The 24527-nt window shown below is 47.6% G+C and carries 19 protein-coding genes; 5 read left to right on the top strand and 14 right to left on the bottom strand.

Features of this window, described 5'->3' with window-relative positions; all coding sequences use genetic code 11:
- Nucleotides 1-2: 2 nt before the first annotated feature.
- Both NSS83_RS32150 and NSS83_RS32145 read right to left on the bottom strand, forming a co-directional pair.
- On the bottom strand, nt 3-884 hold the full coding sequence (locus tag NSS83_RS32150) for a carbohydrate ABC transporter permease (RefSeq protein WP_341186624.1): 882 nt from the start codon (nt 882-884) through the stop codon (nt 3-5).
- A gap of 17 nt (nt 885-901) precedes the next feature.
- Nucleotides 902-1876: an ABC transporter permease subunit gene (locus tag NSS83_RS32145; RefSeq protein WP_341186836.1), complete on the bottom strand. Its 975-nt coding sequence runs from the start codon at nt 1874-1876 to the stop codon at nt 902-904.
- Between the two features lie 231 nt (nt 1877-2107).
- Between NSS83_RS32145 and NSS83_RS32140 the strand changes: the two genes are divergently transcribed.
- Together NSS83_RS32140 and NSS83_RS32135 are read left to right on the top strand one after the other, a co-directional pair.
- Nucleotides 2108-2932 carry a helix-turn-helix domain-containing protein gene (locus NSS83_RS32140; protein ID WP_341347306.1) on the top strand — a complete coding sequence of 275 codons (825 nt, stop codon included), beginning with the start codon at nt 2108-2110 and terminating at the stop codon, nt 2930-2932.
- A 13-nt stretch (nt 2933-2945) separates the two neighbouring features.
- Nucleotides 2946-3719 (top strand): AraC family transcriptional regulator, encoded by a 774-nt coding sequence (locus tag NSS83_RS32135; protein WP_341186626.1) that lies wholly within the window; start codon nt 2946-2948, stop codon nt 3717-3719.
- 28 nt (nt 3720-3747) lie between these two features.
- Here the strand turns inward: NSS83_RS32135 and NSS83_RS32130 are convergent, their stop codons facing one another.
- The 3 genes from NSS83_RS32130 to NSS83_RS32120 all read right to left on the bottom strand — a co-directional run bounded on the left by NSS83_RS32130 (nt 3748) and on the right by NSS83_RS32120 (nt 8759).
- On the bottom strand, nt 3748-5280 hold the full coding sequence (locus NSS83_RS32130; protein ID WP_341186627.1) for a carboxylesterase family protein: 1533 nt from the start codon (nt 5278-5280) through the stop codon (nt 3748-3750).
- A gap of 167 nt (nt 5281-5447) precedes the next feature.
- Nucleotides 5448-5939, bottom strand: coding sequence for an LURP-one-related family protein (locus NSS83_RS32125; protein WP_341186628.1), 492 nt, complete (start codon nt 5937-5939; stop codon nt 5448-5450).
- Nucleotides 5940-6041: 102 nt separating this feature from the next.
- The gene (locus tag NSS83_RS32120) at nt 6042-8759 is read right to left on the bottom strand and encodes a glycoside hydrolase N-terminal domain-containing protein (RefSeq protein WP_341347305.1); all 2718 of its coding nucleotides are present in this window, start codon (nt 8757-8759) and stop codon (nt 6042-6044) included.
- 155 nt (nt 8760-8914) lie between these two features.
- Between NSS83_RS32120 and NSS83_RS32115 the strand changes: the two genes are divergently transcribed.
- On the top strand, nt 8915-9799 hold the full coding sequence (locus tag NSS83_RS32115) for an AraC family transcriptional regulator (RefSeq protein ID WP_341347304.1): 885 nt from the start codon (nt 8915-8917) through the stop codon (nt 9797-9799).
- On the opposite strand, the gene NSS83_RS32110 is transcribed toward NSS83_RS32115, so the two are convergent.
- Entirely contained in the window at nt 9796-11616 is a 1821-nt protein-coding gene (locus NSS83_RS32110) for an ABC transporter ATP-binding protein (protein WP_341347303.1), read from the bottom strand. The two genes, NSS83_RS32115 and NSS83_RS32110, sit on opposite strands and share 4 nt — an antisense overlap.
- The gene (locus NSS83_RS32105; RefSeq protein ID WP_341347302.1) at nt 11555-13354 is read right to left on the bottom strand and encodes an ABC transporter ATP-binding protein; all 1800 of its coding nucleotides are present in this window, start codon (nt 13352-13354) and stop codon (nt 11555-11557) included. The genes NSS83_RS32110 and NSS83_RS32105 overlap by 62 nt, the downstream gene beginning before the upstream one ends.
- Before the next feature lie 140 nt (nt 13355-13494).
- On the opposite strand from NSS83_RS32105, the gene NSS83_RS32100 reads away from it, so the two are divergent.
- Nucleotides 13495-14079 carry a TetR/AcrR family transcriptional regulator gene (locus tag NSS83_RS32100; RefSeq protein WP_341347301.1) on the top strand — a complete coding sequence of 195 codons (585 nt, stop codon included), beginning with the start codon at nt 13495-13497 and terminating at the stop codon, nt 14077-14079.
- Nucleotides 14080-14097: 18 nt separating this feature from the next.
- Nucleotides 14098-14688, top strand: a complete 591-nt coding sequence (locus NSS83_RS32095; RefSeq protein WP_341186634.1) for a hypothetical protein — start codon at nt 14098-14100, stop codon at nt 14686-14688.
- A 62-nt stretch (nt 14689-14750) separates the two neighbouring features.
- Here the strand turns inward: NSS83_RS32095 and cydC are convergent, their stop codons facing one another.
- The 7 genes from cydC to NSS83_RS32060 form a co-directional block, all read right to left on the bottom strand.
- Nucleotides 14751-16472, bottom strand: coding sequence for a thiol reductant ABC exporter subunit CydC (cydC, locus tag NSS83_RS32090; protein WP_341186635.1), 1722 nt, complete (start codon nt 16470-16472; stop codon nt 14751-14753).
- Nucleotides 16469-18229: a thiol reductant ABC exporter subunit CydD gene (gene cydD / locus NSS83_RS32085; RefSeq protein ID WP_341186636.1), complete on the bottom strand. Its 1761-nt coding sequence runs from the start codon at nt 18227-18229 to the stop codon at nt 16469-16471. The genes cydC and cydD overlap by 4 nt, the downstream gene beginning before the upstream one ends.
- On the bottom strand, nt 18230-19243 hold the full coding sequence (locus tag NSS83_RS32080) for a cytochrome d ubiquinol oxidase subunit II (RefSeq protein WP_341186637.1): 1014 nt from the start codon (nt 19241-19243) through the stop codon (nt 18230-18232). It abuts the gene before it with no gap.
- Nucleotides 19240-20607, bottom strand: a complete 1368-nt coding sequence (locus tag NSS83_RS32075) for a cytochrome ubiquinol oxidase subunit I (protein ID WP_341186638.1) — start codon at nt 20605-20607, stop codon at nt 19240-19242. The genes NSS83_RS32080 and NSS83_RS32075 overlap by 4 nt, the downstream gene beginning before the upstream one ends.
- Nucleotides 20608-21063: 456 nt before the next feature.
- Nucleotides 21064-22794: a hypothetical protein gene (locus NSS83_RS32070; protein WP_341186640.1), complete on the bottom strand. Its 1731-nt coding sequence runs from the start codon at nt 22792-22794 to the stop codon at nt 21064-21066.
- Nucleotides 22727-23935, bottom strand: coding sequence for a DEAD/DEAH box helicase family protein (locus tag NSS83_RS32065; RefSeq protein WP_341186641.1), 1209 nt, complete (start codon nt 23933-23935; stop codon nt 22727-22729). Before NSS83_RS32065 ends, NSS83_RS32070 begins: the two co-directional genes overlap by 68 nt.
- A 410-nt stretch (nt 23936-24345) precedes the next feature.
- On the bottom strand, nt 24346-24525 hold the full coding sequence (locus NSS83_RS32060; RefSeq protein WP_341186642.1) for a hypothetical protein: 180 nt from the start codon (nt 24523-24525) through the stop codon (nt 24346-24348).
- Between the last annotated feature and the right edge of the window lie 2 nt (nt 24526-24527).

Below are 24527 nucleotides of genomic sequence, written 5' to 3'. Positions count from 1 at the left end.
GATTAACCTTTGACAGAACCTAACATAATCCCGTGTACAAAATACTTCTGCAGGAACGGATATACGCAGATGATCGGCAAGATGGAGACGACCATCGAGGTGACCTGCAAGGAAAAGCTGGTAACTCCGCCGCCGGGCCGGTTGGCTACAGCCACCGAATCCATCGGGGCGTTGCTCTGGTTGATGATCTCCATCATGCGGAATGTAAGCGTCCGCAGATTCTCGGACTGGACGAAATACGCGGAGTCCAGCCAGGCATTCCATTGGCCCACCCCCATGAACAGTGCCATTGTGGCAAGCAGCGGCATCGAGACCGGCAGGATGATGCGGAAGTAAATCGTGAACTCGCCTGCGCCATCCATGTGAGCAGACTCCTTCAATTCGCCGGGAATCTCCCGGAAAAACGAGATAGCGATAAGCAAGAAAAATGTATTCAGCATAGAGGGTACAATGTACACGCCAAACGAATTCAGCAGCCCCAATGAACGCAGCACCACGTAATACGGAATCAGGCCGCCGGAGAAGTACATCGCGAAAATAATCAAGGTGAAATAAAATTTACTGAACAGCAGATCCCGGTGAGACAGCGCATAGGCTACAAGACTGGTGAGCAGAAGCCCGAGCGCGGTGCCGGAGACCGTGCGGGCCACAGTAACCAGGAACGCCTTCATCCATTTGGGGTCCTCCAGGAAAATCCTGTAATTCTCAAAGGTTACACTGCGCGGCCATAAATACATCCCGCCTAATAATGTGTCAGAACCCTTGTTAAACGAAGCAATCAGTACATAATAAAAGGGATATAACATCGTTAGCGCAATAATGGAAAGAAGCAAATATACGGTACTGTCCATGACCAGATCTTTTTGTTTTTGACTCTTGAGCACTGTTAACGCTCCTTTCTCTAGAATAGACTTGAGCCAGAGACGCGCTTCGCAATGAAGTTACTGGAGAAGATTAGAATGACCGAGATAACAGACTGGATTAAATCAATCGCACTTGCATAAGAGAACCGGCCGTCGCTTAAACCCACCTTGAACGCATAAGTCTGCACGATTTCCGAGGTCGGATTATTAATACTGTTCCCCAGGAGATACGCCTGCTCAAAGTTAGAGCCGACCAAGCCGCCTCCAAGAATGCTGCCGATGGTCAGAACCAGCACGACGACGATGGTCCCCTTCATTCCCGGAAGTGTGATATGGCGGATGCGGGCCAGCCTGCCAGCCCCGTCAATCTCAGCGGCTTCATAAAGTGAAGGATTGATGCCTGTAATCGCGGCCAGAAAAATAATCGTCCACCAGCCCATCTCTTTCCACACGGCACTCCCTACAGCGAGGCCCCAGAAATAATTCGGACTCGTCAGAATATTAAGCGGCTGGTCGATGAACCCGGCTTGCAGCAGCGCTTTGTTCACAAGCCCCATATCTGCGGACAGGAACGCATAGGAGACTCCGACCACTACTACCCATGAGATAAAATGAGGCAAATAGCTGATCGTCTGCACGAACCGCTTGAACGGCATGCTTTTTACTTCGTTGAGCAGAATGGCCAGTATAATGGGGGCTGGAAAAGCGAAAATCACTTTTAAGAAGCTGAGCACAAGCGTATTCCTGACGATCTTACCAAACTGATAATCGTGGATAAATTCATCGAAATACCGGAGTCCCACCCAATCACTTGTAAAAATCCCCTTGATCCCGTCGGAAATGCTGTAGTCCTTAAACGCCATCAGAATCCCGAACATTGGAGTGTAGGAAAAAATCACCAGAAAAACCATGCCGAGCCCGACAAATAAATGGAGCACTCTTTGTTTTTTAAACCGCTTCCATATCTGGCCCCGTTGAACTCCCGTGCCGGTTAAGTTTGTTTCGAGTTGCATCATTCGTTCCTCCTTTACCTGTAGTTTACCTTCCCGGGGAACCGCGGCGTAAGCTAACGTTTTCTAGAAAGCGTTGTCACTTTTATATATCGGGCACCGTCTTCTGAAACAAAAATAGTTTATTGTTCTCATTATAATGATCAATAATCCTTGACGAAATAATAATATTATACTATTAATGAAACTATATTAAGATTTTATCTGATAGAGGAAAGGCGGGAGGACAGCAACATGCGAACTTATTACTTACCCAATTTTACAGAATTCCGGTTCTTCTGCTTTCCGCATTCGTTCGGAAACTTCGTCCGCCCGGATGATCATAATGTGAACCGGCCGAATGGGGTCAGAGATTTCAGTTTGCATTATATCGTTAGTGGAAGCGGGGATATCGAAATCGGGGACAGAACCTTTACATTGGGCGCTGGGGATGCCTTCCTCCATTTCCCGAACGACCGTATGCGATATTATTGCTCAGAGTCAGACCCGTGGAATATTTTCTGGATTCAGTTTAACGGCAATGCACTCCCGGCTTACTTCCTGGATAACCGGTATACCAGTTCTTCGATCTGGACGCTGAAGAACGATTCCCTCCTGCATTCGGCATTTGAAGATTTATTTCATGAGGTTGAACATTATAATTTCCTCCGCCCCTCCCATATCTCCACCTTAACCTATAGCGTAATCATTGAATTTGTGAGCAATTCGCTTCCATTCTCATCCTACCGCAGCACCAATCATCTGGATAAAATAACGGCTCTGTTGCCCAAAATGCAACAAAAAGCCCACCTTCCATTTGAGCTGGAATGGTGGGCGGCTCAAGCAGGGCTGACACCGAATTATTTCTGCAGCCTGTTTAAAAAGGCAACGAAAATGACCCCTGTCACTTATATCACCAAATGCCGGATTCAAAAAAGCAAGCAATTATTGCTGGCCCATCCCTCGATGTCCATCAAAGAGGTTGCCATCCTCTCCGGGTATCCGGGCATCAGCTACTTCAACAAGAAATTCATGGAATCCGAAGGAATTACGCCAGGTGAATTCCGCGAGATTCATTAGGAGGAGTACGGAAATGGCCCTTATTCACTATGTCGAGTGCAATACGATACACGCCTCTAACTTCGTTGTAGATGTTCCCGCTGGTGCGCACTGGCTCCTGGTCATTACCAAGACTCCGGCGCTATTCTGGGTGCATGGCGGACTCAAGCCGTACCCTGCCCACAGCGTAGTTCTGTACCAGCCGCAGCAGAAAGTCTATTATCAGGCATGCGGCGGCCAGTTTATTAATGACTGGATTCGCTTTGAAACCAATGAGCCTTATGTCACGGAATCTCCGCTTCCCCTAGGTATCCCTTTTGCGCTTAGCGACCCTGACTATTGTCAAAAGCTGCTTGAACTGCTCGCCAGCGAGCACCATATGGGCGGGGACTGCAAAGCCTCCTCCATCGATCTGCTCCTGCACGCGCTGTTCAACAAACTCTGGGAATCCTATTTCCAGGACAATATTACCCCGCAATACTATAAGCTGCTGAAGCTGCGCACGCTCATTCAGACGAACCCCGGAGAGTACTGGACCGTGGCCAGAATGGCCGGTGTGCTTGAGATCAGTTCAGGCTATCTCCAGAGTATCTACAAAAAAAACTTCGGACTCTCCTGCATGGAGGATGTCATTAACAGCCGCGTCCGCATGGCCAAGGAATACCTCGTCTACAGCTCCGAGAGCATCGCCGATATCGCAGCACGGTGCGGCTATCCGAATGTGGAGCATTTCTGCCGGCAATTCAAGCAGGTGACCGGGTATACACCGCGAAATTACCAGAGACAGGCCAGAGGTAAGATATATTGATTACCGCGCGCTTCCTGCGCTTCTCAGCTCAGACCGGGCTGCCAGCCTTCTTGAAATACTGCTGCACCAGAAAATTCATGATCTCACCCGGCTGTTCTCTGGAGAACTCAGCCTTGTCTGCGAACAGCATCCCGTAAGGTGCTTCCGGGGTGTACGGCTCCCAGCGCGGCAATTCTTCGCCTGTGGAATCCTTGCCGTTCGGGTCACCGGTACGGATGAAGTGTGCAGTGTAATTGCACATCTGACGGGCCAGATCGTAATGCTTGCCGACAAACGGCCGCCAGCACTTGGCCAGCGTCTCGAAGAAGAACCACAGATCCACCGAGTGGAAGGTGCCCGGGTTATCCCATCCCGGAATCTCGGCATCGAAGTTATAGTAATAGAGCGGCGTTTCGCCTCCGGTATCGGCATTCGCCTGTCCGGCAATACGGATCGCGTATTCGATCCCGCTTACCGCTGCCCGCTCCGCCGCTTCCTGAACGGCATCCGGCCCTGCGCCGCTAAGCTTCAGGAAGGTCTCCGCATCCTCCCCGAACATGTCTGCCGCAAGCTGCTTGAACTCCTCGTAGGACTGTACCTTTGGAGTGCTGAAGAACTCGGAGGAGGTATGGCCGAGCATGACCGGCACCTTCAAGCGTCTATTCTGCACGAACCTGTCGAACGGGGTGCCTACCTGGAACTTCTGATCAGCAACAGTCCCCCAGAAGCCGCCAAGCGCCACTGCCTTGTCCCGCAGATAGACTGCATCCAGCTTCCGCGCTTCGGCCAGAGAGGATACGCCCAGATATTTGAAGAACTCAATTCCGTCCCGCTCCGCGTCCTGCAGCGTTCCCCGGAGCGGCGGCAGCAGGGTTCCCGGGTACAGATCGGTGAAGATACCGCTTTCAACAATCGCCCGCTGAAACAATCCTTCGTTCTGAGGAGAGGTGAGCTGGCTCATGACACTGCCGCCGCCCGCCGACTGCCCGCCGATGGTGATATTGTCCGGGTCGCCCCCGAAGGCCGCAATGTTGCGTTTCACCCAGCGTGTCGCCGCCTGCTGGTCAAGGTTGCCGAAGTTAGCCGGTGCTTCAGGCGATTCCGCTGTAATCTCGGGATGACAGAGGAAGCCGAAGATATTCAGCCGGTAGTTAATCGTTACAACAACGATCCCCCGGCGGGCAATCCGTTCGCCGTCGAATTCCATCTCCGCCGGATGGCCTACCTGCAGCCCGCCGCCGAAATACCATACATACACTGGAAGCTTCTCGTCCGCCTGCTTGGCCGGGGTCCATACGTTCAGGTACAGGCAATCCTCGCTCATCGCAATATCAGGCTCAACCGCCCATTCACGGGTATAGATATTGTTGTCATCCAGCTCCTGTCTGACCTGCATGGAGACCGGCGCGAACTCATGAGCCAGCAGCACGCCTTCCCAGTCTTCCGCAGGCTGCGGTGCCCGCCAGCGGTTCTCGCCTACAGGCGGCGCTGCGAACGGTATTCCCTTGAAGCTCGTAATCCGGGGATCGGCTGCGGGCAAGCCTTTTACCGTACCGTTCTCCACATTGATCAATCTAAGCATGTTACCGTCTCCTTTACGTTTACATTGCCTACACCCCAAATTCTAATCAACCTACTAGCCCAAAACAATGATCTAAGCAGGATCATAATTGATCTATCCTCACATGCAGGTGCACGCCAAAAGCCCCCTCCGTGCGGAGAGGGTGTATTTGAAAATATTGTTATTAACTACGAATTAGAAGCAGCGGCACGGTGATCCGCCTTCACACAATCAATGGCAACCACAATCGCGACGATGACCGCCTCCAGCTCCTCATTCAAAACTTCAACACTGTAGCTGTCTCCCCAGGTGAACCACTTTTTGCTAACTTCCCCTACAACGGCTCCGCGCTGCAGGATTTGGAAATCCATGTCCCACCAGTCCCCGTGCACCTCAATATCCGCCGAATCTATCGAATAGCGCGCCTTGAAGAACGACAGCTCCTTTTTAATCGTCAATATCTCACGGCCATCCACTTCCACGAAGAACTTGGGCAGGAAGCTGAACACCTTCTTCGTAATCTGCGCAACTTCCCTTCCGCCTGCGTTCATAATCGAGAACGTCTTGGGAATGCGCATGAAGCTGCCCTCCACAACATACACATCCTGCTCCCGCTCATCCTTCACCGTAAACTTCTCACCTATGCTGAATACCTTTTGTTTGATGTAGAGTTGTTTCATGATTCGTACCTCCGATATGTTAGAGTCTGACCTACCTCAGATACGTATCCCTGCCTGTCACAGTTTCATATGCCGTTATTGAATACCTGCTACTCCTCTACCTTAACCACCTAACGTGAATTTAACCATAACAGCAACACCCGAACTCAACGTCAAGCGAAGATATTTCCCCGCTCCCTCTCCAAGTGCCCTGGTCTCTTCTCCGTTGACCGTTGCTGTTGTCCAAGGAATGCCCAATTTCAATTGGAGCTCGTTAGCATCAATCATGGATTCCAGGGTAACGCTCACCGATTTGGATTCAAGGTTCCACGTTAAAGTACGGACCTCCAGCAGGGTTCTGGCCATCAGCCCATGTATGGAACCTGCTTGCCATCCTGATGGCAAAGCCGGAAGAAGCTCTATTTCACCGGTACTCGAGAACAGCAACGCCTCATTCACCGCTCCTACTGTACCAAATAAGGTATCCGTACAATAGCAGTCATTTCTCCCGTTGGTGTCGTGGTCTGTCATCAGTGATGCATAGTAGCCGGAGTCCGTCATCATCGGCAAAAGCGAAGCGGCCACTTCGTTGCCGTCCTTTAACCGCGCGCAGACCAGCGCCTTGTGCATCCAGCCGTGCCCCGCCGTGGCGTCCGACGTATTGTATTTGTTCCGGTTCTCCATCGCGGTAATTGCCGCTCTTAAGAGCTCTGCATCGTTCTGCGTCTCATAGGCGGGCCAGGCCGGGTAGAGATGGCTCAAATGGCGGTGGTCGTTGTTCTCCGTATATTCGTTCATCGCCCATTCGCGCAAAGCGCCGTCCTTGTCCACCTTGTAGTCCGGCAGCAGCGCAAGTAACGCTTCCCATCTGGCGGCTGCCGCTTCGTATCCGTTACGCTTAACCGCCCGTTCAATAGTGATTACCATACCCAGTCCGTCCCTTGCTGCTGAAATATCCATACTGGCATTGGCTGTGAGTGTGCTATGGTAACCGACCGGGTGATTCTCCGGCGAATAGCCAGGGAGGAGCAGATATTTCTCGCCCGGATGCAGCTCCGTCTTCCCTTGCTCATAGCACGCTGTGCCATTAACATCCGTATAGTACTCCGGCGTACATAGCTGCTCCCAGAAATTAGCCTGCTTGGTTAACAGCGTAAGCAAAATATCTTGCTCTAAATCCAGATATCCCCTGCCGAGCAGCTCTGCGAATTCTTCATCCGTCAGCCCTCCGTCTTCAACGCTTAGAATCGGCTTCAGTTCGTGGATTCTCATGTACTCGTTGATGGGAATCTGCTGGTTGCCGTAGCACTGCCAATATTCGAAGATAGGAAGCAGACACCAGCTTGCCCCCGCATTCCAATATTGAAACGGGTAGTCGTTATCGTACTCCACATGCATCCCGCGGTCGATGTCCGAGTTGACCGATACCTGAAGCGCATCATGCATTCCGTAGGCCATTCGCGCATTGTATTCGAAATCGGGCGTATTCCGGAGGAAAAAAGTAATATACCCGAGTTGGGCAAGAGTCAAATGACCAGTATTCATAGCTGCCACCTGCAGATTCACATTGGCATCCAGCGTATAAATCCCCCGCCAGCCAGGATTCCACTCCCCGGTCCACATTCCATATAACCTCGGGGCGCTTGAGCCGCTGCAGCAGATCAAGGCATACCGCCCCTGATTGTACACCTGCTCCAAGAAAGCATGATGGATTCTTGATTTGCAAGCCTTCTGCGCGTTGATCAACGTTTCATTGTCTGCGGACTTGTCCTCGTTGTCACCTGCAAGAGAGAAACGTACGGCGTTAAATTCTGCGGCGTGCTTCCGGGCATGAGGCGCAAGGGCTGCATTGTAATCGAAGATGCCCGAAGCGTCCTGATATTTTACCGCAACAGCATTCGTAATCTGCAAAAGACCGTCCACTATCGCATAGCTCGTCTGGCCTGCAAAATCACCGGTCTTACCCATATGAAAGGTCCGGTCCGACTGCGTGATTAAGTACACGGCTTCCGCATCGTTCACTTGAATCACCGGATTCTGGTCTGCGCCGACATTCATCGGTTCATTCGTGTCCGCAAGCAGCACTCTCCTCCGGGTTCCGTTAATGACCACAACCCGGGTCAAGCCGGCGTATCCCCCATCGGCCAGCTCGCTGCCCGGGTAGGAAGGGTAATGGGCCACCTGTGCGATATAGTCCGCATCCGGATCAACCAGCTTCTTGTATTGGAGTGCGGTCACCTCGGTCGCCCCATCCTGCGCTTTGTACATCCCCGAAATGTCATCAATCGAAATGATCATGTTGATCTTGGTACCGGCCGACGATTGCGAGATCTTCGTAACCGATACATTGTCTTCCCTGGACGTAAAAGAGGTTCGGATCCACTCGCCGCCTTCATCGGAGTAGCGCACGCCGGTTTCCGCTGTCTCATAGTTGGTCCATCTTTCATAACCGGACACGGTTCCCTTATTCATGGCGCTTAACCGGAGCTGGTGCCCCGGATGATAGCTGTAGAGAAAGGTTCTTGCCCTGGTGGTCCCGTCCGCAAACGTAATCTTCCATTGATCATTAAGCTGGAAGACATTTCTCCTGGCCTCGGCCAGCTGTCCGGTCAATTCTTCCGGAATCACTCGCGGATCGCCAGACGGATAGTTGAACCACATATATTGATAAATAAAGCTGTCCGCATACGGCGCTCCCGATGTGACATATCCGTTCTCCCCGTTTCCGCTGACCATTCCGTCCCGCCATGCCCGGCCGGGATTGGACGCTGGAATCTCCGTGTAGGTGCTGGCATAATTCCCTTGTTCGTACAGGCGTGCAGATTGCAAATCATTCTTCATGCGATGATGCTCCCTCCCCCTCATTTGCCTCTTATTATAAAGAAGACCTGGCTTCAAGCGGCATTCACAGAAACGACGGATTCCCGCTTCGCATGTCGCAATTTCGCAGATCTGTTATAATAGGGGCACAAGCGGCAATGAGGAGCGGATAACCCATGAATTTACCGCCGATCCACCTGGAGAATATGAATTTGCGGATTACTGTCGGAGGACTAACACTGAATGTGCCCTATATACTGTTCGGCACGTTTCACCGTTCTTTTCCCGAGCATATCCACAGCAAACGAAGCTATGAACTGCATTATGTCCCGGAAGGGCAAGGTACGCTGATCGCGAACGGGCACAGTTATCCGGTCGTCCCGGGTACCTTGTTCATGACAGGACCGGATGTCGTCCACGAGCAGATTACGAATCCTTCGGACCCCATGTCGGAGTACTGTATCTGCTTCGAGCTGCTGGAAAACAAGCCTGCCCGGGATCAGGAGCTTGATAGCATCACCGGAACATTCGCACAGACACCATTCTGGATCGGCCAGGATACACAAAACCTGATGCCATTGTTTGAGCAGCTCTCCTTCGAGACTACCCGCAAATTCATCGGCTATCACCGGTATGTAAGCACGATTCTTGAACAGATTGTCGTCAAGCTGATCCGGAATTATATGGGTGACCAGCCGGCCGCTTCCATCTCACAGGCACCGCTGCAGACGCTCGACGATACCCGGCTGGCTGCCATTGAACACAGCTTTCTGTACCAATACCGCTTTATTACCGTACAAGCGCTGGCGGACACATTGGGCTTGAGCGTCAGACAGACGGAAAGAACGATCAGACAATTTTACGGCATGACCTTTACCCGGAAACGGACCATAGCCCGGTTAAATGCAGCTTCTCATTACCTGACCATGACCGCCATGACCATCAGCCATATCGCAGAAACGGTCGGTTATTCGTCGCTTGAGCAATTTTGCTCAGCCTTTAAGACACACTATGGAATGCCTGCGGGCAGGTACCGGTTATTACGTTCTGCTCAAATCTAAACATACCATTGCTCTTGCGTTGTATACAGCCTTGTATACTCGCCCTCTCTCTGGATCAGCTCACTGTGGCTGCCGACTTCGACGATCTCACCGGCCTTCATTACTACTATTCTATCCACATGCCGGCACAAGCCGGTCCGGTGGGAGACGATAATTGCCGTCTTGTCCTGTGCCACTGTGAGAAAATTCATCAGGATCTCATTCTCAATCAGCGGGTCCAATGCGCTAGTCGGCTCATCCATTACGATAATCTCACTCCTCTTGAATAATCCCCTCGCAATGGAGAGTTTCTGCCATTGTCCGCCCGAAAGCTCCAGTCCATCGAATTCTCTCCCTAGTGTACGATTGAGTCCGGAAGGATCAATATCCAGCTTAACCATTTCCAGCACCTCCAAGATATCACGGTCAGTATCAGACCTCGCCAAATCCGATATACAGATATTCTCTCTCAGAGTAAGTGAATATCTCATGAAATCCTGTGGAATGATAGAGATCATTTGGAAAAGAGCCTCCTGATTCAGACCCTCTAAGGCTTCTCCATCATAGGTAACTGCACCGCGCTGAACGGGGTATAGTCCCAAAATCAACTTCGAGAGCGTTGTTTTCCCGCTTCCATTTTCACCTATAACCGCTATCTTCTCACCTTTATGAATTTCCAGGTTAACTCCTTTAATCGTTTTGCGACCTGCGTTAGGATAAGTAAATTCAAGCTGCTTCAGCTTTATGTTTTCTGTAAGACTTTCTTTTTGCACTGATCCTTTACGCTCTTCAGGTAAGTCCAAAAAAGCATAATAATCCTTGGCAAAGGCTATTTTCTCAGGAAGGCTGCCCAGATCCATTAAGAACTTTTTCGTTTCATTCTGTACGGATAAGAAAGCCCCGATGCTTGCTCCGAACAAGCCTATGTTAATCTCACCGGATACGGTTAGGACCAGTGCGAGAACGACACTCGCCGTATAACCAATGCCACGAATCGTATCGCAGAATAGCAAAGATAATGCATCCTTTTTACTGAATTCCCATAACTCCTTATCTATCTCAACTCTTGTTTCTTTGAATTGCTCTCTTAAGTACTGGTCGAACCCCATAGTTCGCATTTCTTTCACTGCGGTCTTATCATTGAACATTTCCCACAAGTAATCCCTATAGCGGACTCGTTTGGTTTGTCTCTTCTTCAGCGCATAGAAATCCTTACCACGCAGCCTTCTCGCAATAAAGTAGGGCATGACTGTCAACAAAGACAACAGAATAAACAGCAGATTGTAGCTGGCAAGCACAGACACCAATGAAATAATACTGATAGCGCTTGTAGCAAATACCGCAGATGACATATAAATTTGACTTAGAATTTCACGGTTTACACAGTCCATAGCTCTAGCTTTGATGTTCATGGTCTCGGAGTCCTCATACAGGATCAGCGGTAACCGGGAGCTCTTATGTGCTATAGCCTGTTTATGATAATCTGTGCATCGTTCATAGACCCCGGCATTGATCGTGATATTAGAGATAAACTGAAGGATTTGCTTTAATACATAGCCTGCCAGCAGAACTCCTCCATAGAAATAAAGAGGATACCCCTCCGTTTTTCCCTGCGAATAAGAATAAACCTCGTTAAAAAGACCGGCTGAAATTATCGTTATAAATACCGGAAAAATGCCCTCGAGCAAATAATACAGCGGAGACAAAACCCCTGACCAAGGAGCAGCCTTTAACGTTTGTTTGTATACTCTGAGCACAATCACCAGCGGTGTGTATCTATCCTTCATGGTTATCACTGTCCCTATACCAAGAGCTTTGCTTGCTCCATAGATTTGCATACATACCCTTCTGACTGATTAAGTGTTCGTGAGTTCCGTCTTCCGCAATAGCACCGTCTTGTAGCACTAAGATACGGTCAGAGAACCTGGCGCTCGCCAGACGATGAGAGATAAATAAGCAACCCTTCTCCCCCATCATATCTCTAAAAGTTGCGTACAATTCACTTTCAGCCACCGGATCTAATGCCGCTGTCGGTTCATCCATAATCATGAAAGGGCAATCTGCCAGATAAGCACGGGCCATGGCAATCTTCTGCCATTGTCCTCCAGACAGATCTATACCGTTCTCCGCAATTTTCCCTAAAGCCGTATCCAAATCAGACAGAAACCCATCGGGTGCTGCCTTGGTCAAAGCGCCTCTAAGGTCATTGTCATTTCCTATTTTGGCGATGTTGCCAAAAGCGATATTCTCTCGAAGAGTCAATGAATACTTGCCGTAATCCTGAAAGATAATCCCTATACTGTTTCTAAGATTTTCTTGACTGATCTGGTTCAAGGGTACACCATCTATCAATATCTCTCCGCGATCTGGAACATACAGCTTCATTAACAGCTTTACAATTGTCGATTTACCGGCCCCATTCCCTCCAACCAAAGTAATATGTTCATGCTGATGAATGGTGAAGGAGACCTTCTTCAGCACCTGCTCTGCAGTCCCCGGATAGGTAAAACAAATATCTTTAAATTCTATGAACGGATGAGCTGCAGAGTTGAGCGTCGCAGAATGTCCGGATAAAGCGGTATTGTGCCGCTCTGGAAGCCGCATGAACATTTCATAATGCATAATCTCCATACAACGATGAGACAGCCGGGAGAACAATAATGACAGATCATCTGCAATTCCCAGAATACTGCCGGATGCTCCAATCAAAGAAACGAACAACCCGACAGAAACCCGTCGTTCCATGACTCCATATATCAGCTCAAAGATTACTAATCCGATCCACATCAGTAGTAAAAAGCTGCTGGCAGCAAAATAGCGATGAGACTTTATCGTCGTCATCAACCGCTCTTTTAGCACCTTTTCCGATTTTTGTTTCCATTTACTCTGTATGTATCCGACCGCACCAAATACCTTGAGTTCAAGCAGGGATCTTTTATCACTAAGCAGTCCCCCCAGATAGGATAATTCCCGCTCCTCCCGGGATTGGCTGGTAAACAGCCCGTTCATCATTTTCATCGCTTTGAAGTTCAGTACTACCATTAGTGTGAAGATTATCAAGAAGGCCACAGTAAACCAGCCCGATACCTGTAAAAAGATAGCCATCAAGCTCACTAAGCTGACCAGCTGCGATATCATCGTTAAGGTCTGGATCAGCACCTCCAGAATCTTCTCATCCGGGTGATTTCCCATCTTATTCAAATAATCCTGTACCTTGGAATCCTCGTAGCAGGAGTACTCTATCCGGTTAAATTTCTCCACAATTTCTTCCATAAAATCCTTGTTCAGCTTACTTCTTAAGCGTAGGGTAATCATACTGTCCATGAAGGTGCTATTCGCTGTGAAGAGCAAGGTAGCTACCAAGGCTGCTCCCCATTGGACAAGCTGATTCAGCGGAACACCATTATTGATATAACCTTGTAAAGAATCAATCAGATGCTGTGTTATGTATAGCGTCAGTGGAGTAGTCAGAGCAAGCAGCAGGATTTGTAAGAACTTCAAGATGATCAGATAGGGAGCATATTTGTATAAAATAGCGATGTATTTCATGGCTTGCTTAAGCATAATCTCATTCATTCTCTCCTTCATCATTTCCTAAAATATAACTATAATTCAGGAAATCTACAACCTGTTGGATTACAGGGATTGACAATTGATTGAAGTGGTAATAACATACGTTACATAACAGTTGTTATTTTTAGTTTCAGTTGAAGGAGTTGAGAAAAATACCGCCAAAAGCAGAAGTTACTAGAGAACAGATCTCCCTTACAGCATTCGAACTAACCCGCCAAGCCGGATTCGAGGTGCTGACAGCCAGAAATATCGCGGTAAAGCTAAAATGCTCTACTCAACCTGTCTATCGATTGTACAAAAGTATGGAAGAGGTCAAGGAAGACGTATACAAGCGTATTGTTGATTTCGCATTAAATGAGATCAAACAATACAGCAATGAGAAGAATGAACCCGCAATGAACCTGGCAGTAGGTTGTTTATTTTTTGCTCAAGCAGAGAAGCATCTGTTCCGATTATTATTTTTATCTGAGTACAGCAGTGACTACACCAAGAATAATGATGACCTGCTCTCAGAAGAGATCTATCAGGCGTTTCTTCAGTTAGATCCTCAGCTATGCACGATGAGCACAATAAAAACCCGGGAAATGTTCAAGAAGCTTTCGGCATATTGGCTCGGAATTGGAGTTATGATCCACATGAACTCGCAGGAACTAACCATTGACGACGCGATAGTCATGCTTGAGGAAATGTATTATGTATTGAAATGTAGTGCACTTTCCAAAAAATAATTACTGAAGAGGAGAAACATGATTACATTTCTGACTCATTATTATAGACAGGGTGATACACCATTCCGCAGCCTAACCGCATTAAGTGATTCTGATGCAATTCAAGTTATGGAGACTTTATATGTGGATAACCCGGTAGCCGATAGATTCAAGGAACCTGCTCAATATTTACATAATAGACGGCAAGCTGAACAATGGGTAATGAGTGAATTCATAGAACAAGGGGGAAATCCCCAAGAAAATTATCCACTCTACGCAGTGCTGGGCTACTCTCAATGGATGGAAGATCACTTGTCTGCCCTTGAATTAAGCAGAATCCGTGTTCCGCTCAGTGTTTTTTCGCACCAGGATATAAGCTTCACTTATCCCGATAGCATGGTTACCTATTGGCTAGGGGCAGATAAGGAATCTGCTCATTATCAATCACAGTATCATGGGAGAATCTTTACTCTCTCAGACTTAGCTATGTTAGCGGATATTTACGGTGCACCAGAGGATAAAGGCAGAACTGCACTTTGGGAAGGTATGGGCCCTTACATTGAATACATTGAAGCTCAAATCTGGAATCCACAGCCCCTTTACGATTACTTAAATTCAAAATCATTTTAATTAAACTTAAAACACGACAGCATCAAATTACATGCTGTCGTGTAAATGTAAATGAGAATTCACTATTGCTCTCCAATCATCTGCAGCTCAATCTGCTTCATCCGGTACAAGTAGCCCTCTTGTTCCATTAGCTCCGCATATGAACCCGTTTCGATCACCCTGCCCTGCTCCATGACGATAATCCTGTCCATCCCTTCCAGGCCGGTAAGCCGGTGGCAAATGAGCAGTAAGGTATCTCCGGCGGACTGTTCGTAGAGATGGGTTAATACGCGCCCTTCCGTGACATAATCCAGCGAAGATGTAGGTTCATCCAGCAGCCATAACCGCCCTTTGCGGAGCATGACCCGGGCCAGAGCCAGACGCTGCTTCTCGCCGTCGGACAGGTTCTCTCCTTTTTCGAATACAACATCGGTTAATGCCATATCCGGCAATTGGGCCTTAGCTAGAGCTACTAACAATACTTCGTCAGACTGTTCTTCTCCATTCAGCAGCAAGTTATCACGGACCGTTCCGCGGAAAAAATGGCTTTGCTGCAATACGACATTTGAGGCTTCCCAAATGCCTGACTCATCCAGCTCTTGTACCGAAATGCCGTTAAAACGTATGGCTCCAGATGCAGGCGTACGCAGCTTGAGCAGCAGATCGATCAGGGTGGATTTGCCGGATCCGCTTGGTCCAACCACAGCCGTTCGGGAGCCGGCCGGGAGGTGTAGTGACACTTCCGTCAGCGCGGGCCGCCACTCGTCTTCATATTGGAATGTAACGCCGGACAGCTCTACCGAAACAGGCTCTCCTGCCGCCAGGGTGCGGCCCGGCTGCACAGGTAAATCACCGGAAGTCAATACGGTTTCAGTCAGCCTTTTGGCCGCGTGCTCACTGTCTTGCTTATAGGCTGGTAAAGTAGCCATGGCCGCTGCTTCTTCGAACACCGTCTGTGAGGCCATAACAAGCATCGCTAAGAATACGCCTGCCAGCGCACCTTCCATAATTAGATAGGCCCCTAGCGTCAGTACACCCCACGATATAAAAAAGGTTACAAAGGTGTGCATCGCCTGTCCGCGTAACAGATGACCTGCTGCACGCTGCTGCTCTGCTGTCAGTGCTGCCGAAGCCGCCTGAAGCTGCTGCTCCCGCTGCGGCAATTGCCCGTACACCTTCAGATCACGGTAGCCATACAATACTTCGGTGACTTCCGTTGACAGCAGCGCCCGCTGCTTACGGACACGGCCGTGTACCGTCCGCTGGCCCATCAATACGATTCCCGGTACAACCCATGCAGTCAGCAGCATTCCTGTTACAAACAAGCAAGCCATCCAGAATGAATAAGAAGCACTGAACACCATAGTTGCCAGAAATACCGTGATGACGATAACCGGCGGATAAGCAACACGCAAAAAATAATTCTGCAGGCTCTCTACATCCCCGACAATCCGTGCAAGCAGATCTCCGCTGCGGTTCTTGTTCAAGATACCGGGCGTTAACGGGATCAGCCTGGCAAAAAAGCCTGTGCGCAAACGGCTAAGCATGGAAAAGGTTGCTCTGTGCGAATACAGGCGTTCTCCGTAACGGCTTGCCGCCCGGAGCAAACCCAGCAGCTTGACCAGCGAGGTCAGTACGATCAGGGTGTAGAGCGGCGGCATGAAGACCGTCTGTGAAATCAGATATCCGCTCGCGGAGAAGAGGGCCACACCGGCTGCGCCGGCAATAAACCCTCCCAGAATCGACAGGAGAATATCCTTACGCTCCGCTATCATGGCCTTGGACAAAATCGCCAGTTCATTCATGCTGACCCTCCTTTTCGCTGCATATCAACCATCTCGGCATATTGAGGCATACGTTCAAGGAGCTCGTCGTGAGGTCCGGCCGCTGCTAATACTCCATGGTCCATAAACAAAATATTATCCGCTTGCCGGATCGTGTATAACCGGTGTGCGACTGTGATCATCGTGGCCTTTTGGGCCAGCGCTGTTATGGAGCTTTGCAGGATTTGTTCGGTCTGCAAGTCGAGACCTACTGTAGGCTCATCGAACAAGATCAGGGCCGGACGTTTCAAGAATGCCCGCGCTAAAGCAAGACGTTGCTTTTCCCCTCCCGACAATCCCCTGCCGCCCTCCCCGACATGGGTGTCCAGTCCCTGCTCCAGTCCGGCAACCAGCGCTGCAAGTCCCGCTTCCTCTGCGGCCTGCCTGATTTCTTCCCTGGAGACCTCACGTCCGGCGCCGATGGCGATATTCTCAGCAAAGGTACCGGCAAAAATATAGGGATGCTGAGTAATGTAGCTGACCTGCTCAAACCACGAGTCTTCCTCCCACGCTGTCAGCGGGCTTCCGTTCACCGTCACTGTCCCTGATACCGGCTTCAAAAGCCCGGCAATGAGATGGAGTAAGGTTGTTTTGCCCGAGCCGCTGTGGCCGACGATGGCAACATGCTGTCCGGGTTCTATGGAGACAGACCCAGCCTTAAGCTCGAATGAACCGGGTGCATAGTGGAAATGTACACCATTGAGCGCAATGGATGGCGGCAGCTTGAGCAGCTTGGCTGAGGACTGCCCTCCCCCGTCCGGCTGTGTGCCGGTACCGCCGCCTATTTCCGCAAGCATCTGCTCCACCTTACGGACCGCCCCCATACTGGTCCGCCCGCTGTGAAAAGCGGTTCCTGTATTCTTGAGCAGGTTAAAGAACTCGGGAACAAGCAGCAGGACAAGAAAAGCTGTGTGGAACGGCATGGATTTGAAAACGAGCAGTTGAATAGCCAATTCAAGAGCAACAATCCCGATGCCCAGCATGACGATCGATTCCAGCATAAACGTATTCGTAAAGGCAACCTTCAAAATATCCATGGTCGCATCACGGTAACCCAGGCTGCTGCGCTCAATCTGCTGCTGCTGGCGGCGGGATTGTCCGAAAATTTTTAAGGTCACCAGCCCTTGAAGCGAATCCAGGAAGGTGCCGGAGAATTCTGCGAGCTGCGCATATTTTTCTTCGGATTTATTCTTCGTTTGCAGTCCCACCAGAATCATAAACAGCGGGATGAACGGTGCCGTAAACAGCAGAATGAAGCCGGTATTCGCATGTAAGGTAAAGGTAACGGCCAGAATCAGAACCGGGATGATCGCTGCTTCGGCCATCCGCGGCATGTATTGACTGAAGTAACTGTCCGTCTCGTCCACTGCGTCCAGCGCCACACTGACCTTTCCTCCCGTCTGCCCCCGCAGTGTTGAAGGTATGGACGCATGGGTAAGCTTCTGCAGCACGGCTGAACGCATATTTGCCTTAGCGGCGGCAGCCATAGTTAGGCCAACTTTTCCGTTTGCGTATAACAGTAAACTGCGGATCGCCATCACTGACAGCAGAAGAGCGAGCAGCAGAGCAACCGAGGATAAGGAAGCCTTCTCCACGAACACCCGCTGGACCGCTTCCGCCAGCAGCCCGGCCTGACTTACGATCGCAATGCCGAGCAGGAGCGACAGGAGGGTCAGCATAACCAATCGTTTGCGTTGCCTAGACATTTGCTCAGCGATCAGGCTTGTTGTCTTGTTCATTTATTTCTTTCCTTTCACATAATCTGCGTCAAAGAGAAACAGCTTGAACACCAGAATCAGGGAAGGAATCAGCAAGCACATCCCGCCGATGAACACAATGACCAGCGCCAGGCCCATGGCCGGTGAAGTGATGCTGTTCCCGATCGTAATGAACGGGTCCAGAATATAAGGATACTGCCCGATGCCGTAAGCGAAGAAGGCGCAGAGAAATTGCAGCATGATGCTTATGAATGCCAAGCCGTAACGGCGTCCGCTGTATAGCAGCCACATGGCAAGCATGAAGAACGCTACGGACAGCGCAAGCAGCCACCATAGATCCATCATATTTTGAAAATGCCGCTCATTGTGCTGGCCCAAATAAATAAAGGCCGTCAGCGCGATCACAATCGTCGGCGTGCTCCAGAACAGCGCATAAGTACGCATAAGCTTCAGTGCATTATGATCCTCAGCCCGGGAAGCATAAAAAGCCAAGAAGGAGGCGCTGATGAACAGCACGGATACAATCGCCAAGCCTACAATGCTCCAGGATAAGGGGTTCGTGAACAAGGTCCAGTAATCCAGAGACACGGTCTCCCCTTGCTTAAAGATAAAGCCGCCTTCCGACAGGGTAAGCGCCACGGACAAGGATGCGGGAATTAGCAGGCCCGAAGCGCCATACAGAAACAGATATACGATGTTATTTTTGGAGCCGTAATTCTCGAACGCATAGAACGAACCGCGGATCGCGATGAGGATAACAGCAATACTTCCCGGAACTAGCAGCGCCGAGCCGTAATAATAAGCGGTGTCCGGGAAAAAGCCGACAAGTCCAATGTAAAAAAAGACGAAAAACACATTCGTAATCTCCCAGACAGGCGATAGGTAGCGGGAGATCAGACGGTTGATCAGATGATCCTGCTTCGTCAGCCGGGCATAAAAGGCAAAGAACCCGGCTCCAAAATCAATGGAGGCCACAATTAAATAGCCGTATAAAAACAGCCAGAGCACTGAAATTCCAATCAGCTCATAACTCATTTTGCGCGCTCACCCCTTGCTGTTGATTTGTCGCCGGGAGGCTGATTCCACTTCTCCATCTCGGTTTCTGCCGGATTGTCCTTGAACATGCGCCGCAGCACAAGAACACAGACAGTGCCTAACAGGATGTACAGCAACAGGAATACAAAAAACAGGATTCTCACACTCGGTGATGCCGTAGCCCCCTCTTCTACACGCATGTATCCCCTTAAGATCCAGGGCTGGCGCCCGATTTCAGCGTAAAACCATCCCAGCTCGACTCCCAAAAAAGCAAGCGGCGCCCCTAATGCGATCGCGCGAAGCAGCCATTTGTTATGCTCATTGCGTTTTTTCCAGAATACAAACAGGAAATACAGGAATGAAATACCTAATAGAGCGAACCCTATACCGACCATTAGATCAAACAAATAATGAACCAGGAGCGGCGGCCGCTCATCCGCAGGAAATTCATTCAGACCGGTTACCTCTGCATTGAAATCGCCAAAGGCGAGGAAGCTGAGAAATTTGGGAATGTGCAGTGCGCCCAGCACCTCATGCTCTGCGTTAAGCCACCCTAACAGAATCAGATCTGCTCCGCTCTCCGTTTCAAAATGCCACTCTGCCGCTGCCAGCTTCTCCGGCTGATGCTCCGCCAAAAATTTCGCAGATACATCTCCAGCAAGTGCGTTCAGCAGTCCAAACACCATCACTACGGCCATCATCAGCTTCAGCGCTTTTTTATGGTATTCCGAGGCGCCCTTCCTCAGGAGTGCAAACGCGGCTATGCCTGCCAGCAGTGCGGCCCCGGTCAGATAGGCTGAGCTTAAGACATGGAACACCTTGGAGAACGTCGCTGTATTCAGCATCGCCTCGACCGGATTCACAGCTGTGAATTGTCCTCCCGCCATGGCAAAGCCCTCAGGCTGATTCATGAACCCGTTTACAGTTGTGATAAACACAGCGGACATCCCGGCACCGGCAACAATCGGGATCGTAAGGAGCCAGTGGATATACGGCTTTTTGAAGCGGTCCCAGGTATAGAGATAAATGCCCAGGAAGATCGCCTCAAAAAAGAAAGCAAATACTTCCATAAATAGCGGAAGCGCAATCACGTTACCGGCAAGCTTCATGAAATTCGGCCAGACCAAGGCCAGCTGCAGTGAAATCGCCGTACCTGTCACCACGCCCACGGCTACAGAAATGACAAACCCGCGGGCCCATCGCTTGGCCATCAGCGTGTAGTGAGCGTCTTTTTTGCGTATGCCCATGAATTCTGCAATGGCGATCATTAGCGGAACCCCAACGCCAATTGTTGCGAAAATAACGTGGAACCCTAGTGTCAAGCCTGTCACCAGTCTGCTCCACAGCACAGTATCGATGCCCATAACGTTAGTGCCTCCTTATCCAAGCGGTTAGATATTTTGAATTATTATATCTTTAATTTTAAGTAAAACGGTTCCGGTCACCTTATTGCCTTCAAACGTTCATGAAAGTCTCAATTCTTTCTTACATCTTGGTGAATACGGCCCAAACTACTCTTTTGGGCTATTGTTTGGTTGGGGGGTAACGTGGTAGGGGACTGATCTGTGAATAAAAAAACAGCGGCAGTCTAAGACCTGGTAAAGAAAGTCTTAAGCTGCCGCTGCTATTGTTAAACTGTGACCCAAAATAATGGCTAGGATTAATACAAATCTTTTGAAATTTTTTTGGGCCATATATTCCATTCTAGGGATCATCAAGCTGTCATCTGTCATTTGCATTGTATCGGTTTGAATAACTGAATTTTTTAAGAATGTAATATTCATACAGCACTTGATACACTGTTACAAGTTGGAAAGAGTTTAACTCCCCCATATACCCAGTTCAGTTACACGGCCACTATTAATAATATAATAACTTGTAGCCGCTAACACCTCTTGATATTTAGAAGGTAGTTCAACACTCTTCTTAATAGCTGGCTGAACAATAATAATTTTAGCAGTAAATAACTTATTTTGTTTCATTAATTTTTCGAGTTTATTAAATTCGCCTTTTCTCATTACGCCATGGTTGCTTTTTCTACGGCTTTTTATTTTATCCAATAAAGTCCCCCTCGATTTTAACCATATTGTTGATTTTATTGCTTGTTGTGTGACTTCATAAATATCGCCTAAATCTCCGTTAAATTTTTTTCCTCCCATCGCTTTTACATGAAAAAGAACAACTTCAATCATGTGCTCTGTTTCTTTGATAGTGATGTAGTCGGCTATTTCTCCTGAGCCATGATCATAGAGCATATAATCAAAATTATCTTGTTCGATCAGTATTTTATCTAATGCATCTTGAATAGAAATTTGACCTGGTGTAGCTTGCCCAAACTCACATCTAATATCTGTGTCATACTTTTCCCAGGCAATATTATTTATGTTGTTGCTAGAAAAAACAATTGCGTCGGGTGCACCAGAACATATTTCATTCCCTTCTATTACAGAGTCATCAGTTGTTTTTAAAACCAATGGATAATTATTAAGATATTCCGCTAGTAAGACTTTATTTTTACCGTCTTTCAATAGCATAGCAGGCTCCGGAGAAGAGTAAGTTCCATTAACACAGTAAACAACTATTTCTCTAAGCTTAGATAAACATACTTCAATAATAACTTCTTCCTCTGATACAGATATAATTTCTAATGATGCATCTGTAAGAATAATCTCAGATACTTTATCTACGCTCAACATAAGTGCTGGTGGTGATGTATATGTTCTGTCAGAAAAAAAACAAAAAAATATCTTTTCAGGGAATTTAATGAGTCTCCTTGGCAATGGCATCAAATCATAATTAGTGTTAGTCTTTACTTCCATTTTTTCATTAGCAATTTTAGCCCCATACGAATTACACCATTTAATGTATTCTGGTATTACTACATATGAGCTGCTCCATATTTTCGATCCACTACTATAACCGATAGTAATTGATCCAGCTTCTGCAACCGCTTTGCAAAACACATGTCCTGCTGAGTACATTTTTCCGGTAACCGGATTGATCGCAGATGCTACATTTGAACCAGCATAGATACGATATGACTCACCAGTCTCCGCGAATCTACTTTGCATACCGGTGTTAAACATTTCGAATTCTTGCAACTCACCTAATACGCGATGAATTTCATTCCTTGGAATTTTGTCATAACTGGTAGTGAATGCTTCTGCTATCAATTGATAATCCATTTCGCTTTTCATTTGTGAATATATAAAGAGCAGCGATGTTTCTTTTTGGTAATGTACAATGAAGAGAAAATTTTGAATGTCCAACACTTGGTCGGTATCAGACCATTTCGGACGATTTTTTAATGTTCCAATGCCTATCACCGTATTATCCGCAGGATTTCTATAGATATTCTCTCCCACACGACATATTTTTGGGAAATCCCCGTTAATATCAAAACCCGATATATGATAAACTTTCGCATGGCAATTAGGTCTTAAACTATGCAAAGTGATAATATCTTCTGACATAGTTAAACCGTCATCTCGAACGTACTCGCTTAGATTTTTTTTTACTTCTTCTTCTTTGCGAATAGTTCTCTCGCTCATGGTCCACTATTATTTCTTGCCAAATAGCATCACTAGAAAAAAGCTTGAAATTTTCCACCATCAATTCTTCATCATTCATGGCAATAAATTTTGCAACACCAATATTTTCAGCATTTGTTCGTGCAAATCTGCCAATGAACTGGAGAGTATTAGCAAGAGATTTATGAGGATCATGAATAGCAGCTATTTTCAAATTAGGGAAGTCAAATCCTTCTCCTAACATATCAACACAAATGATTCCATCAATCTTTCTTTCTTTTAATGCGCTAATACTCAGTTCTACAGTCCTGAAAGACATAGAGCTATCTATGCGTTTTAAAGTTAAAGCTGTTTCGGTTTTGTAAAGATGTTCTAGGTATTTAGCCTTCTCTTTAGTATCAGTTCTCACCATAAGGTAATGATCGTATCCTTGCTGTCTATCGTTTAGAAATAAACGTTCTGCTTCTTTTGCAATGAGTTTATCTTTTTCAGGTGCCTCATCAATCGGGATGTAAAGAATTTCACCAAAAATACCATCACGGTGAGCCATTGACAACGGATAAGTATATAAAATTTCGCCCTTGATCTCTTTACGATCCATGCGAAAAGGCGTAGCAGTGAATAAAAAATGGTTCGATTCCTTCATGTTTATAAGGATCTGTTGCCATGTAAGTGCCGGTACATGATGCGCCTCATCTATTAATACTAAATCAAATAAATTACTAATATCACTTTCAGATAAGGACAATGCGCATTGAGGAGTTGCAATAATAACATCTGCAGCTTCAACAGTAGATTGAAGTTCAATAGAATATTTATTTTTCAGTTCATAAACAGCTGGCGGAGTAATTTCATTCGTAAAAACCAAAGCCTTTTTCAGTGTTTTAAGCTCTGAAAAGTCGTTAAAGATTTGTCCACGAACCATGACACTTGGTGTTACAATTAAAACTTTCATGCTATTCGTGATATATGGTGCCATCATTAAAACGGCCGTCTTTCCTGATCCTGTTGGCATGACAACTATACCAGCGATTTTTTTCTGCAAAGTATTAAATGAAGCAATCGCATGAATAGCGCCTATTTGAGCATTCCTCAGTCCAAGCGTTCCATCAGTCGAAATAGTATAACGTAGATCATTATATCTTTCTGAGAAATGACTCATTTACTATTCTCCTTTCACTAATCATAATGTGGATTTCATTACTTTGTTCTGTAAATTATTCATTCTCCAATATAATTTTTTAATCAATCTTATTATCTAAGGAAAACATGTTCAATTATTAATTTTTCAAAATTTACATGTTCATCAAATTAAGCAAAGGCATTTAACACGTTGGAGTAATTCTTTAATGTTCTTATTTATTACTCTTCCCATCAATAATGGTATCGCTTCTTCTAAGCTTAATCAGTAACATGAGTATATAACTATTTACGAACTGCTAACTTGGTTACTTGATTTATTATCTGAGGCATACATTATGACTCCCTTATTGGTTGTTATGCGAACCTTATGCGTTTCTTGCTGTCATTTTATTAAAGAAAGGGGAGCCAACAGTCACTCCCCCTATGTTGTTATTTGTTTTGATCTTTTAGAATTTGAGTCAGTGATTTGTCGCCATGCTGTTTTCTTAAGGTCCCAAGCTCCATGTCACTTCGAACCCCAAAATCAACCCCATACTTAGCTTCGATATTCCCAACCTTTGTGTCTGCACGCTTCTGACGATATTGACCATCCTTATTACGATCACGCATTT

This window comes from Paenibacillus sp. FSL H3-0469 (genome assembly GCF_038051945.1).
Classification (GTDB): Bacteria; Bacillota; Bacilli; order Paenibacillales; family Paenibacillaceae; genus Paenibacillus_AQ.
This window is presented reverse-complemented; position numbering and strand designations above follow the sequence as displayed.